This is a genomic window from Candidatus Bathyanammoxibius amoris, from assembly GCA_024451685.1.
Taxonomy (GTDB): Bacteria; Planctomycetota; Brocadiia; order Brocadiales; family Bathyanammoxibiaceae; genus Bathyanammoxibius; species Bathyanammoxibius amoris.
The window spans coordinates 106939-121292 of record JAMXCW010000003.1 but is presented as its reverse complement, the minus strand read 5'-3'; the positions used below and the strand labels follow the sequence as shown (position 1 = coordinate 121292).

Sequence of the window (14354 nt, the reverse complement as noted above, 5' to 3'; positions counted from 1 at the left end):
GTGTGCTATAAGGAGAATGTATAGAGACTAGACCATTTGTGAGGGGGGGCTTGACAACGCGTCCGGCTAGTAGTAGATTTCCCCACTAGAGGAGCCTACCTAAGAAGTACACCTTATTATTCTGTTGCTTAGTGCCCTTACTGAGTACGATTATGAAAGAACCAACACTAGAAGATTACGGCCTAACGAAAGAGGATATTCGTAGCTGTAAGAAGTATGAAGAAGAAACTGTATATTGGATTTTTAAAACTGTAATAATTCTAGGAGCAGTTCTAGGAGTAATCCAAGCATTCACATTCGTAGTTCCTTTGGGCACACCTTTTCACGCAGTGGAAGCGGGGCACATATTAATGGCATTACTTGGTGGGGGGTTTATGGCTCTAATTGGTGCGTCATGTGGGCTTATCGTGTCATTGTTTGTCGCACTCATTTATCATCATACTCTGCCATTATTCAATAAGCATATTAAGACATTTAGGGAGTACAAAAAAGCTAAGGATAAGTTTGATGCGTGGTTCACTAGGACACAGACTGAATTTTGGGGGTCTCTAACTGGTAAACAGTTTGAACATGAATTTGCATCTGTATTGAGCAGAAACGGCTACAACATTGAAAAAGTAGCTAAAGGCTCAGGTGATGGAGGGGTTGATATTATTGCACATAAAGGTTGGCATAAGGTTATTGTACAATGTAAGGTTCACAAGAACCCAGTTGGCCCTGCTGTAGTAAGAGACCTATACGGTGCAATGAAACACGCAAAGGCTAAAAGGGCTATATTAGCTTGCACTTCTGGTTTTACGAAAGGTGTTAAACAGTTTGCAAAACATAAGCCAATCGATTTGATAAACATGAATGGGATAATACACTTGAGCCGTACGGGACATACAAGTGCAGACGACTAATTAGCATGAATATATAGCCCTCTTTGCTGGTGTGCCTTCAGAAAATTCTTACGCGGGCTTTAGTGTATGTACTGAACCCATATTCCCCTTTTGACTTCAGAATGGAAATCAGAGGGGTGCCGGACACTTTCATTCGGCCAGGCGCGAGGTGTCCGTAGCCCTCGGCGAAGGATTACCAAGACCTGCCCCACCGACTGTGTAGTGGTCAAGCCGTGCCATAGGCATGTCTGCCTAAGGCATGACTTGCTCGACACTATGCAGAGCAAGCTCTGCCACTACATGAAAGCAGAGTAAGCTCTGCCACTACAAATGTTACTGCCGGGCGTTATTCCTCCTCGTCCTTCTCTTTGAAGAGTTTGTGGCAGTCCTTGCAGGTCCCTTTTACTACAAAGAACTCGCGAAGCACGTCGTCGGAATTACGTCCCTTTGCCCCCCTGACGAGGGATTGTATCGCGGCCCTGAAACGGTCTCCGATGATGATAAATTCCGTGGGCACCCCTGAAGGGTGTTGTTTGAAGTACAGTGTGACGCACCGGCCGGCAATCAGGTCTTCTACCTGTTTTCCGGAATCCTTTATCCCTTCCCAGTTATCCTTCTTTACACTCCGGCTGAGCCGTCTCATGGCGCGCGAGGTGGCCGCCATGGCCTCTTTGAGGCCCCCCGGGGTCTCAAGCTCTACGGGCTCTTCCCCCTCCTCTTCTTCTACCGGCGCCCTCTCCTCCCATTCCTGCTCCGCCCACTCTTCAAGTGCGGGTATTTTTTCTCCGAAGAATTCTTCTTCCTCTTCCATGAGCGCCACCATAGTCTCTTCTTCCGGCTCCTCCTCCGCCCTCTCACAGGAAACGGTGTTGACTGAGATAAACAACAGCAGCATCAGACCAAGATAAAGAGATTTCTTCATTCTACTCCGGGGGAGGTTGCCCCACTCTCCTTTGTGTAGTCGTCTCGGTATTTATCACAAGCCGCCTGCGCCTTATGAATCCGGCAACCGGCAAAAAACCGCGTCGATATCCTCTTGCGTTCTGACCGCTAGACGGACCCGCAGGGAGCCCGTCGTTTGAGAAACTACTGTCACTCCTCTCTGAACTTATCATGGCAGTTGTCGCAGTCGAGCTTCATGTTTTCGAACTGGGTTCTGGCCAGTTCGTATTTGTTGTACCGCTCGGCGTTAAGCAGTTTAAGCACATGCTCGTTGAAGTCCTTGCTTATGTCGGTAAACTTTCTCGATACTCGTCCATGGACCTTTACGTACAGGTTCACGCAGCGCTTTCCGATGAGGTCTTCCAGTTTCTTGGCGGACACCCTCGTGGCAGGCCAGTTACCGTTCTCCATCGATGCCTCCAGGTTCTTCATATATTTTGCGGATGCCTTCATGACGTCCTTTAGTTCACTGTCGGTCGCCTTTTCCAAGGCCTCGCGTTCTTCGGATGGAGAGACGCCTCCGTATTCGCCCGAAGGTTTTTCGCCTGGCGCGTAGCACGACCATTCACAAGATGGAAAGCAAACCATCAGGCACAACAGAGTTACTGTCATAAGAGAGCATCGTTTCATGTCGCTGGTCCTTTTCTCCTGCGTGTTGTGTTTATTCTATTATAGTAATTTGCTTCGGGACCACAACTACTCCATTCTCCGTCACGGTGAAGTGGCTTCTGTCCGTTTCGTGGTCATAACCGATAACCGTCCCTTCGGGGACGTGTACGCCTTTGTCTATTATGGCCCTGCGGATCTTTACGTTTCCGTCCACCCTCACCCCTTCCATAATGACAGAGTCTGATATACTGGATTTAGCTTCTACCCTGACGTCCGGGGAAAGTACAGAGTTTTCTACCCTTGCGCCGCTTATTATGCACCCGTCCGAGAGGAGGCTGTTGACGACCTCTCCCATCTGTCCGTCTTCACCGCCGTAGACGGTCTTTGACGGCGGAAATTGTTCCCGGTAGGTGCGCACCGGCCAGTCCGTGTCATAGAGATTGAATATCGGGCTGGCGCTTATGAGGTCCATGTTTGCCTCCCAGTAGGCGTCGAGGGTGCCGATGTCCCTCCAGTACCTCACCGGACTTTTATTTTCGTCTTCAAACTGATATGCGTAGATTCTGTCTCTGTCAATCATAGAGGGTATCACGTCTCTGCCGAAATCGTGTCTCGAATCTGTCTTGGCGTCCTCAACTATCCGTCTGACCAGGGTTGTTGTGTTGAAGAGGTAGACGCCCATGGAGGCCAGGACCCTGTCCGGGTTGGAGGGCATGGGTTTGGGGCTTGAAGGTTTTTCTTGAAAACCTGTTGTTCTGCTTTCCTCATCAATCTCCATGATGCCGAAGCGGCAGGCTTCTTCTATGGGCACGTCTACGCACGACACCGTCACGTCTGCCTCTTTCTTAAGGTGGAAATCCAACATCTTGCGGTAGTCCATCTTATACACATGGTCGCCGCTGAGTATCAGAACTACCCCGGGTTTTTCCCTCTCCAGGGTATATATATTCTGGTAAACGGCGTCTGCGGTGCCGCGGTACCATTCGTGGGATATCCTCATCTGGGGTGGAATGATTTCCAGGAAGTCTCCCAGTTCGCTGACAAAGAGATTCCACCAGCCCAGGCGCACGTGCCGGTCCAGCGACATAGACTTGTACTGCGTGATGAGCGCTATCTTGTGGAACCCGGAATTGAGGCAGTTGCTCAGGGTGAAGTCTATTATTCTGTAGACACCGCCAAATGGTACTGCCGGTTTTGCCCTGTCTTTTGTCAGGGGATAGAGCCTCTGCCCCTCCCCACCCGCAAGGATAATCACAAGCACCTTATTGAACGTGTACGGGGCTGGTATCGACATATTTTATCTTTGACGACTCTTTTTCTGCAGTATTTCCTTAATCGTATTCTTAAGCTCCACGAGGTCAGAGGACTTTACCACGTACGCATCAGCGGACCATGTCATAAAGTTGTCCTTGTAGCTTGTGTATGCGGTATTTATGATGATGGGTATCTTGTTGTTCTCACCCAGAATCTTTCCCATTGCCTCAATGCCGTCCATTCCGGCCATGTTTATGTCCATTACTATAAGGTCCGGGGACCTGAGCCTTGCCATGGTTATCGCCTCTTTACCGTCCCTGGCGACCTCCACGTCGTAGCCCTCCTCGGTAAGTTCCTGCCTATAAAGAAGACATTGGTTCTTGTCGTCCTCTACTACCAAGATGTTTATCATTGTTTATCCCCCCTTCTTACCTCTTCCCCAGCGTCCAACACGGGGAGCAGTATGGAAAACACACTCCCGCGTTCTTCTGCGCTGGATACAATGAGCTTACCTTCGTGATCGTCTACTATCTTTTGACATATCGCAAGTCCGACACCTGTGCCGCCCGTCTTAGTAGTGAAAAACGGTGTGAAGAGTTTTCCCTTTATCTCGGAAGGCACACCCTCTCCCGTATCGGCAAAATCTATCTTAATCGAATTCTCCTCCACGTACGTCTTTACGGTTAGTATACCGCCTTCTGCCATAGACTCCGCGGCATTCTTTACCAGGTTCAGGAACACCTGCTTCATCTGGGATGGGTCGGCGAGTGTCTCGGGGAGGTCGTCTCCAAGTTCTTTGCGCACAACTACATCCTTTTCCCTGAGATAGCCATCAGTCAGCGCCAGGGTGTCTTCTATTAATTTGTTTATGTGCACTCTCGCCTTCAGCGGCGCAGCGGGCCGGGTGAAGTCTCTTATGTTGTCAAGTATCCTTTCAAGTCTTCCCACCTCCTGCACAATGATCTTGGAGCTTGTGTCTATATTCTCGTCGTTTGAGCCAAGACGTTTGATGGAGCGCGCAAATCCTCCGATTGTAACCAGCGGGTTTCGTATCTCGTGGGCCACGTATGAGGCCACCTCGCCAATGGCCGCCAGTCTTTCAGCACGCAGGAGCCTGTCCTGCGTCTCCGTCAACTGGGCCATCTTGTCCTCGAGTTCCTGATAAGTCTCGGCATTCTCTATCGCCTGAGCGGCCGACTTGGCAAACATATTCAGGATACGTGCGTGCTCCTCCGTTATCGGTTCAGCGCTGTATACGTTATCCGCCACAATTACCCCTATGGCCTCACCCTTCACCATGAGAGGCACACATACAAATTCTTTCGCATCAATGGCATTACGGAATTCCTCAGTCACCCTGGGGTCATTATTTGCATCTTCTACTACCTGCGGCACCTTCTCTTTCAGACACCTTACGACTATTTCCCTGTCATCCGAGACAGGAAAGGCCAAAAGTGTGGTCTTTGTGCTAAGCTCCGATTCGAGCGGCTTGAGTTCGACTACGTCCGCCAGGAGACCCTCAAACGTCGGGTGCTTGGATATCTCCTGCCAGACCCCGTAGGCCTCCTCCAAATTCGAGGGACCTATAGCCATCTTTCCGCAGACAGCGTCTCGCTCACGGTTCAACAGGAACAGCATTGCGCGGTTAAAACCGAGCGCGTGACCGGCAGTCACGCAGGTGAGGACCAGTTGAAACACCTTCTCCAGCTTAAGGGTGTGCTGTAGCGCGTCACTAAGCTGACTTAACAGCGACAGCTGGTGTATCCTCTTTTCTCTGTCAGTGATGTCCATTGAGAGGAGCAAGACCCTTTTAACCTCTCCCCTCGTATCTTTCATCGGTATAGCGATGTTCTCAATGTACCTCCGCCGCCCCTCCCTGGTAAGAATCTGGATGTCGTGAAACCGGCCTTCTCCACGTTTGAAGGCCTTCTGCGCGGGACAGACAATTTCTTTGCACTGGAAGATTGCCGGACACGCCATGCCCACCACCGACTCCGAAAGGCCCCACAACTCAGATATCTTCTTATTGCCCCAAGTTATATTGAGCTCCTTATTCATCAAACAAAGCCCGATGCCCAGGGCTTCGACAACGGATTGTACCTTGTATGATTCCTGGAGCAGCCGATCTTCAGCCCGTTTTTTCTCTGTAACGTCCCTCGCAACCATTTTTGAACCGTTAACGTTGCCAACCACGTCATATTTAGGCGCGGTGCTGACGCTGACGTCAATTATGGTGCCGTCCTTCTTCACCATTCGTAGTTCCAAATCGTCCACGTGACCCTCTACCAGGGTCTTTTCGGCCTTTTCCCGGTCCTCAGGGAATATAAAACGGCTTATTTTCTCACCAACAATGGATTCTTTTGTGTAACCAAGCAACCTGGCGGCAGTCTGATTGCAATCAAGTATGGTGCCGTCCATGCTATAAGTACAGTATAACACCGGGGCGTTATCATAAAGGTCTTTATATTTTTCTTCTGAATCTCTTATTTTTCGGAACAGTATCGTGTTCTCAGTGGCCAGGGCCAATTGAGGCGAGACCTGTTCCAATAGGTTCGCATGTGTGATACTGAAGTTGTCAGGCCTCTTACTGCCGAGGTTAATGCTTCCAAGAACGTTTTCCTTAGCCCTGAGTGGTACACTTAACCGGGACCTTATCCCCTCTTCCTTTAACAGCAGGCTATCGGTAGAGAACTCGTCATTTTCGGTATCCTCTACGATTACGGGCCCCCCGGTGGTGATTACCTTCTCCAGAACGCTTCCCTTCAGCGGATAGGGTTCTCCTTCTTTTAGAGCCACACCGTTATATTCAGCTGATATTACATAAGTAACGGCTGTGTCCTTCTCATCTCCAAGAAGTGCGATGCTTGCCCTGTCAAAATCAACCAGTTTCCTCAGCTCAGCTACTATTCCGGTGTAGACGTCCTTTATGTCGAGCGTTGTTGCAATTACCCTGTGTATATTGTCAACAACTTCTCTTTCCAGTTGACCTGTTTCTACGGTCTTCATATCCACACCTTCATGGCCTTGCACAACCAATACTTTAAACTTCCCTTCTCAAAAATATATTTTACCCGATAAAACCTGGAAATTCCTTAAGTTTCTTGCTACATACCTCTACAAAAATCCGCATTTCCGCTAACTACTTATATAATTTTTGGAGTCCACTGACTGTGTCAGTGGATTACACCAGCGATCCGCCTCAGGTTGGAAATCCACCATTTTTGGGGGGGGCGCAGACTGGACTCCGATAATATTGTGATCTTCCCGCACGTACTAAACGGGCCTGGTTTCTGTTATATGTTTCTTTATCTCTGCCTCCCACTTTCCTCCGGGCTCTAGCGTCAGGCCCCAGTTGGGCAGCACCGTCGAGCATTGATACACCTTTTCAAGCCCTGACTCACTCTGCGAGACAGTTTCAACCGGGCATACCCATACGTCCGCATCGGGGGATAACCCAAACGAGACCATCAGGCCGACACCTTCATCCACCACTGTTAACTCTGACTGTGACGAAAGGCAGCCCTTCATGGCCAGGTTTCCCGCCCTGGTACCATCTTCAGACAGATAGTACCTTCCGGGGGCCCTGCCCGCGGACATAGACAGATTAAACTCCACACCAAACGTGAATTCCATCTCGTCATCAGACAGGTTCTCCAGGAGATATCTGATATGGAGTGAGGGCGGAGAAGACACCGGTTCTACTATCTTTGTCACCGTCAGGGGGAGTTCTTTTCCGTCAGCTTTCAAAATGCCCGTACGCGACATTCGCAGCGTCATCTTTCCCCCGGACCTCTTCATGCTTGAACGATAGGGCGATGCAACAAAGTCACCCAGTTCAACCGCCTTTCCCTTTACAAAATCCACCAGCCTCGTGCCGGGGGCAAAGAAGTGGTCTATGAGACCCTCTTTTTGATATCTGTCGTAAACAAGCTCCTTCCCCACGCCTTTTTTTGTCTTCTGTGTAAGCTTGTGTATACTCTTCGCCCCTTCTTCACGTGCCGGTTTCTTTTTATGCCGGAGTTTTCTGTGATACGCCTCTTCACGTCTTGTCAGCGTATTCATGAGGTTTACGCATTTTGGCCTGTAATCAAGTTCATACAGGTGGCCCCCTCGCGAGGGTTTGAAATAGGCGTTTAGTTTGGGTCCTATCACCTTGAATTCATCCGTCCCGTCAAGGTCGTAGTCGTGCGTCTCCAGGCATACGCCCCTTCGGGAATCGGTCATCTCCTCGGCCGCCAGCAGGTGCCTGTACACCGCCGCGCGCAGATGGGGCAGATAGAGCCCTCCAAACATACCGTGCCAGTAGGCGTCGTTACATTGACCCTTGTATAGTTCACGTCTTGCCCTGACTACCTTCTTTGACCTCGCATTCTTGTTTGATGAGACCTCTTTACTTACCTCCAGCATCCTGAGGTACATCTGGTTGGCCTCAGGGTATTTTGTGAGAAAATTTCTCCAGGAGCCGCCTTTCGCAAATCTCGCAGCCAGGTCGTCTTGTGAAGGTTGCTTACTGCCCTTCGCAACGCCCCTCTTCGACGGGACGTCCCTCGCGGGAACGGCCCACCCCATCATCTCACGGTAGGAGACGTTGGGCAGAGACACCTCTCCCCTCGGCTTAACGTTATCAACAACCCGGCCCAGTGTGGTGGGCCTTATCCAGTCCCTGTTCTCGTGCAGTGCGCCAAAAAAGTCCTCCAGCCAGCCGTCCCGGTAGACACGCCTGAACGTATTTGGCCAGAGCCCAAACTTCTCACCGTCATCGGCATACACCACAACGGCATCCTCACACGTATCGGCGGCGCGGCGTAGATATTCGATTGTCTCCTCCACACGTTTAAACGGCATCAAATAGCGAAGCCGCTCGCTGCAGGGAAACACCCCCAATTTCTTTCCACTGTTGTTCGTCAGAAAGTAACCGTAAAGTTCGGATTCGGCAAGCCCCGCATGTTTAAAGTGGGAATCGTCCACCACCGTGTATTCCACACCCGCCTTCTTCAGGGTTTTCACCAGTGTTTGTTCCCAGAAACGTTCAGTCAGCCATAATCCACGGGCACGCGTGCCGAAACGCGAGTTGAGCCAGTCGCCGTATTCACGGACCTGTCCGACACAATCAATCTCGGGAAGCATCCCCAGGATAGGTTCATAAAATCCGCTTCCAAGCAACTCAACCTGCCCCCTGTTTACCAGTATTTTTATCCTTTCGAATAGTTCCGGGCGGTGGGCCTCAATCCATTCCAGCAGGCTCCCCGAGTAGTGCAGTACAACGGGCACCTCAGGGTGTCTGCCAAGCAGCCTGATGAACGGCTCATAGGCCTTGCTACACCCCCTCTTGAAGATGCCGTCAAAGTTACCCACAGGCTGGTGGTTATGCAGGACGAAGACGAAATGAACCTTGCCCATTTCTAACACCCTGTCGCCTTGAGGGCGTCACGGTAGAGGTCTGAATACTGCCGGGCACTCTTATCCCATGACCAGTCCTGGCTCATGCCCGTCTTCATAAGCCCCGCCCATCCAGCCCTGTCACCATAGGCCGCTACGGCCTCCCGGATAGACTTCAGCATCTCTCCTGAGGAGTAGGGTTCAAATACGAACCCCACGGAAGGATTTATCGTGTCGGCGAGTCCCCCTGTTTTACGTACTATAGGCACCGTCCCGTATTTGAGACTATACATCTGATTAAGCCCGCACGGTTCGTACCTGGAGGGCATCAGGAACATGTCGGCGCCCGCCTCTATCTCATGCGAAAGCCGGTTGTCAAACCCAATATAAACATACGCCTTGCCCGGATATCTGCCCGTTAAATCCTTCAGGGCCTCCTGGTACCGCTTCTCGCCGCTACCGAGCAGGGCTAACCTTATATCCAGCTTCATCAACTCCTCCCAGCACTCAATCAACAGCTCTATTCCCTTCTGCTCTGCAAGTCTTGTAATCATTCCTATCAAAGGCGCATCCCCTTGATTTATGAGGCCTGCCTTTCTCAGGAGATGCTTCTTACATTCATTCTTCCCTTTCAGGTCATCCGGGCCATATCTGGCGGGAATAAGCCCGTCCACCTCCGGACTCCACACCGAGTAGTCTATCCCGTTTATTATGCCGTACAGGTCCCCGCCCCTGTCCCTGAGCACCCCATCAAGACCCGCTCCAAATTCTTCCGTTTGTATCTCCTCTGCATATTTCTCACTTACCGTCGTAATTATGTCCGAGAAAACTATACCGGCCTTCAACAAATTAACATTTCCATAGTACTCCAGTTGCCTCTTATTATAGTAACCGGCATCTAGCCCCGTGGCCTGTAAATCTTCTCTGGGGAAAAGACCCTGGTAGCCGAGGTTATGAATGGTCAACACTGAAAGTATCCCCGTGAAGAAGTCGTCATCCCTGTAAATGCTCTTCAGGTAGGCGGGAATCATTGCTGACTGCCAGTCATTACAATGGATGACGTCGGGCCTGACACCTCTTGATTTCACCGTCTCCAATACGGCACGAGAAAAGAAGGAGAACCGCTCGCAGTTGTCTACATAATCTTTTCCGGTAGAGGGGTCGACGTACAACTCCTCCCTGTCGTAATACCCGTCATTCTCTATAAAGTAGACGGGTATCTCTGTCTCCGGCAGGCATGCACTGTATACAGTACCGGTAACTGACTTGTCACGAACCGGCACAGTCGCGCTCTCGCCCGTGGCAGTGAGCTTGAACCCGTCACGCCGGATTCGTCCATAGAGGGGTATAAATACAGAGACCTCATGACCAAGCTTTTGCAGGCCTTTCGGTAGAGAGCCCGCCACGTCTCCCAGCCCGCCCGTCCTGGCAAATGGCGCAACCTCCGAGGAAACGAACACTATCTTCATTCCGTTACCTTCTTCAAACATTCCGCCTTCCGCAGGTCCTCGACCGCGCTCTCCGGCGGCACCGGATTTATGTAGAAGCCTGTGCCCCACTCAAAACCGGCCATTCGCGTCAGTCTGGGTATGACCTCTATGTGCCAGTGGTAATGTTCCAGTTCCGGCTGGTCAAACGGGCTCGTGTGTACGATAAAGTTATAGGGTGGGTCTTCCAGTATACTTTCAAGGCTGCACAGGGCGGACCTCAACGTCACCGCAAGTTCCTCGACCTCGGACTTCTGTATATTCTCGAAATGGGAGGAATGATTCCTCGGAAGGATCCATAGCTCAAACGGAAACCGCGAGGCAAAGGGCGCGAACGTGATAAAGTGTTCCCCCTCCATTAACACCCTGACCTTGCCCGCGCTCTCCTGAGCAATCATGTCGCAGAACAGGCACCTGCCCCTGTATTTGTAAAACGTCAGCGAGCCCTCCATCTCAGCCGCCACAATCTGCGGCACTATCGGGGTGACAATAAGCTGGGTATGGGTGTGCTCGAGGCTTGCCCCCGCGGCCGCACCCACATTCTTAAACAGCATCCCATAGACATACCTCTTGTCCTTTTTCAGGTCTACCAGCCTGTCCCTGTACGTCCAGAGTATTTCCTGCACATGAGCGGGTTCAAGGGCGGTGAGTGATATCTCATGCTGCGGGCATTCTACTATCACCTCATGGGCGCCTATCCCGTTCATCACGTCATAAATGCCGTCACCTCGCTTGTCCAGACTGCCTTCTATTACCAGGGCGGGGAATTTATTGGGCACTACCCTTACCCTCCAGCCTCTGCTATTGGGTTCAGTTCCTTTTTCCCTGTAGGCCATAATCTCCGGCGGGGTCTTATCCTCGTTACCGCTACAGAACGGACAGAACCCTCCGGCCTTTATGCTGTGCGACGAGGCTTTAAAGTCTGTGGGCCTGAGGGCCCTCTCCGTGGCAATAATCACCCAACGTCCCGACACCGGTTCTTTTCTTAGTTCTGGCATGTGGGCTCCTTTTTATACCTATCCATTGTACCCCTAAAATGTACCCCTAAAATTATCCGGGCAAGCACACTAGGTTTGAGGTCGCGCAGCGGTAAAGCAGACTTCTTTGCCTGAGCCGGCAACTGCCAGCCCCTTCCCGTCCCTCTCTACAGCTTCCTCTTGAGTATAACTATAAGTAATCACACTACTTATGCGTAGCGATGTAAAATATCAGACACTGATTTTAGAATCCACACACACCAAAATCAAGTACAAAGGGGCGTGCCCTGTATACTCAGTTCTTGGGTTGTTCCTTGGGGTGGGCCATTCTCAGCCAGTAGTTCTCGTATTGGAATTGTGAGCTATGGTCCACATCGTGGCATGTCTCACAGCCGCGGGGTCCCGTTTTACCGTAGTCCTTCGTCTTGAGCCCGTTCCGGGCCGCTTCCACGTGTTGACTTCCCGGTCCATGACACTCTTCACACCCGACGTCCTTTAGCTCCGGGGTCTTCTCTACAGACGTAAAGCCACCCCGGTAATAAAGACCTGTAACATGACAGGCCACACATTCCGGATCGTAGTCATGTTCCGCCTTTACCAGGGTCTCATGGGCCGAGGCGTGCGGGGTCGTCTTCCAGTGTTCGAAGATTGCCGGGTGACACGCACCACAGACGGCGTTACCGGCGTAGGCAGCCCCGTCGTCATATGGGAACTTTTCCACCCTGCCCAGGAGGTCTTCGTCCCTCAGCCTCTGCTGATAGCCCTTGAGGAGCCCTGCCATCTGACTAGAATCCTCATAACGCTCATCTAACTCAACCATCTCGAGGTCTGTCTCCTCGTCCCCGGGCCGGTAGTGAAACAGCCCCACATACTTTCCCTTACTGCCGCACGCGGCTACCACCGTATCGCCAATCTGCTCAATTACAGGTTCGTCTTCGTTATGGCCTGAAATAACGAGTTGGAACTCCGGGAACTCCCCGGCCAGCCTGACCGCCTCCTCAAACCCTGCGTGAGCCATGAGGACCAAAAGGTCCACGTCCTTTAGTTCTTCAATTAGACGGCCAACGGCCTCTGAAGGAGGGGTTACTTCCACTCCATGCGGTGCGGTCTCGATAAGCTCCGGGGAGAGTATACCCAGGATGCCCACCCTTACCTTCCTGTCATCAATCAGGAACTCCTCGACGACATATGGGTGCACCTCAATACCCAGCGAATCGGTCAGCGCTACGTTTGAGGAAAGCAGTTTGACACGATCCGGGAAAAAGGTGTAGCTAATTACTTTCAGGCCCATCTGCAGGTCCTTTTCGCCGAGGTTGTGGACTGTGTACTGCATGTCTGCAAGGGCCTGCGCCAGCGTCTCTATCTTAATCTCATCCTGTCTCTTCCGGTGACCGGCAAGGTCGCCCAGGCTCAGGGGTAGGACTGTCTTACCGGCCAGCCGCAGGACCGCAAGCAAGCTCTGCCTCTTCGCTATACCGCCTGTGCGTCTCTGCTCGCAGCCGCAGGGTTCCAGATAGCCATTTTCTTCGCCGGTAAAAGCGATGGTAATCTCCGTATCATTATCATGTAGTCTCTCAGAAGTACCGTATGCGCAATTTATGTAGAGAGGTGTAAGGAGGCAAAAGAAGAAAATTATGGGGCCCACTGGTCTCATCAGCCTTCCTTAACTACGCCGTAGATCGGTACGGTCAGGAGTGGCTGGTCCTTACTGGTAGTGTGTATCTTCAGCTTGCCCTCGATTCTTCCCACGGGGACGTCCTTGCCAACCGTTATCTCCAGTCGGTGGAAGTAATTGTTCGTGTCAGGTATGAGGTGCAGGGAGAGGTAGTCGGGTTCAACGTCAAAGCTCTTAAGTTTCACGTCCTTTTTGTGTACGGTGATAAGTATTTGTCTCATAGTCTCCTTGCCCTTCCGCACCACACCGTAAGAGACCTTGGCCGGGAAGACGGACACGTCACTTATTATCTCTCCAAAGAACGGTATGACAAGCACGCCCTGCCTCTTACTATTTGTAAACACCTGAATGTCGCCTGCAAACCTGCCCAGAGGGGCGTCTTTCCTGGTGGACACCTCAAGGATGTAGGTGTTTTCCTCGCCCTTCTTCTTGTGACGCAGCTTTAAGACAGGACTGGCCGCTCTAACCCTTTTTATTTTCAGCTCCAGGTCTGTAACGGGTTTTATCTCCACCTTCATGGTAACGGACTGCCCCTGCTTTACAGGTTCAAAAAATAGCTGCCGCGGTTCGGCAACAACCTCTTCAAGGACGTTTGCCTTAATGGTAAGGACATAGCTCGGTGTCTCCGGGTCATTCGTGGTAACGGTCACAGTCTTACGGATGTTGCCCCTGAAGACGCCCGACTTGAAGGCCACCTCTATCTCCGCCCGATTTCCCGGTGGAATCGTCTTGTTAGAAGGCGCGGCCGCCGTGCAGCCGCAGGACGTCTTGACCCTTTCTATTACCAGGTCACCGGCGCCCGCGTTAGTGAATCTAAAGCTGTGGGTAGCCTTTTCTCCCTTGTAGACCACGCCAAAGTCGTGTGAGTCCTCTTCAAAAACTATGCGGGGTGTTTTTTCGGTTTCGGTATCTGCCGCGAGGGGCAGCTTCCCTCCCAACACCAGGACTACGAGTACCGCAAAAAGACATAAAAAGAGACGCTCAGGATTCATCTTCATGGTCAGACCCAAATGCCTGCGAATTTCTATAAGTTACTATGATTAGATATGATACCTCTGTTATCGCAGGCGGTCAAGGGCAAAGAGAATGTTGTTGAATTAGCGGTTGAGGTCTTGTAATATTCCCTCTCGATAAGCTCCTATGTCCATAA

11 protein-coding genes are annotated in these 14354 nt (G+C 51.3%); 1 reads left to right on the top strand and 10 read right to left on the bottom strand.

Annotated features, from left to right (window positions below; translation table 11 throughout):
* Positions 1–152 precede the first annotated feature (152 nt).
* The gene (locus tag NOU37_03035; protein MCQ4574210.1) at positions 153–902 is read left to right on the top strand and encodes a restriction endonuclease; all 750 of its coding nucleotides are present in this window, start codon (positions 153–155) and stop codon (positions 900–902) included.
* Between the two features lie 325 nt (positions 903–1227).
* Here NOU37_03035 and NOU37_03030 read toward each other — a convergent pair whose 3' ends face one another.
* From NOU37_03030 to NOU37_02985, 10 genes are all read right to left on the bottom strand, one after another.
* The gene (locus NOU37_03030; protein MCQ4574209.1) at positions 1228–1803 is read right to left on the bottom strand and encodes a hypothetical protein; all 576 of its coding nucleotides are present in this window, start codon (positions 1801–1803) and stop codon (positions 1228–1230) included.
* Positions 1804–1973: 170 nt separating this feature from the next.
* On the bottom strand, positions 1974–2453 hold the full coding sequence (locus tag NOU37_03025) for a hypothetical protein (GenBank protein MCQ4574208.1): 480 nt from the start codon (positions 2451–2453) through the stop codon (positions 1974–1976).
* Between the two features lie 31 nt (positions 2454–2484).
* A complete protein-coding gene (glgC, locus tag NOU37_03020) occupies positions 2485–3726 on the bottom strand; it encodes a glucose-1-phosphate adenylyltransferase (GenBank protein ID MCQ4574207.1) in 1242 nt (413 codons plus the stop codon).
* Between the two features lie 3 nt (positions 3727–3729).
* Positions 3730–4098 (bottom strand): response regulator, encoded by a 369-nt coding sequence (locus NOU37_03015; GenBank protein ID MCQ4574206.1) that lies wholly within the window; start codon positions 4096–4098, stop codon positions 3730–3732.
* Positions 4095–6692 carry a GAF domain-containing protein gene (locus tag NOU37_03010; GenBank protein MCQ4574205.1) on the bottom strand — a complete coding sequence of 866 codons (2598 nt, stop codon included), beginning with the start codon at positions 6690–6692 and terminating at the stop codon, positions 4095–4097. The genes NOU37_03015 and NOU37_03010 overlap by 4 nt, the downstream gene beginning before the upstream one ends.
* 267 nt (positions 6693–6959) lie before the next feature.
* Positions 6960–9086, bottom strand: coding sequence for a DUF1926 domain-containing protein (locus tag NOU37_03005; protein MCQ4574204.1), 2127 nt, complete (start codon positions 9084–9086; stop codon positions 6960–6962).
* A gap of 2 nt (positions 9087–9088) precedes the next feature.
* A complete protein-coding gene (gene glgA / locus NOU37_03000; GenBank protein ID MCQ4574203.1) occupies positions 9089–10534 on the bottom strand; it encodes a glycogen synthase GlgA in 1446 nt (481 codons plus the stop codon).
* Complete coding sequence (gene galT / locus NOU37_02995) at positions 10531–11550, bottom strand: galactose-1-phosphate uridylyltransferase (GenBank protein MCQ4574202.1); 1020 nt, start codon at positions 11548–11550, stop codon at positions 10531–10533. The genes glgA and galT overlap by 4 nt, the downstream gene beginning before the upstream one ends.
* A 274-nt stretch (positions 11551–11824) precedes the next feature.
* Positions 11825–13183: a hypothetical protein gene (locus NOU37_02990; GenBank protein ID MCQ4574201.1), complete on the bottom strand. Its 1359-nt coding sequence runs from the start codon at positions 13181–13183 to the stop codon at positions 11825–11827.
* A complete protein-coding gene (locus NOU37_02985) occupies positions 13183–14202 on the bottom strand; it encodes a DUF1573 domain-containing protein (GenBank protein ID MCQ4574200.1) in 1020 nt (339 codons plus the stop codon). Before NOU37_02985 ends, NOU37_02990 begins: the two co-directional genes overlap by 1 nt.
* Positions 14203–14354: the final 152 nt, after the last annotated feature.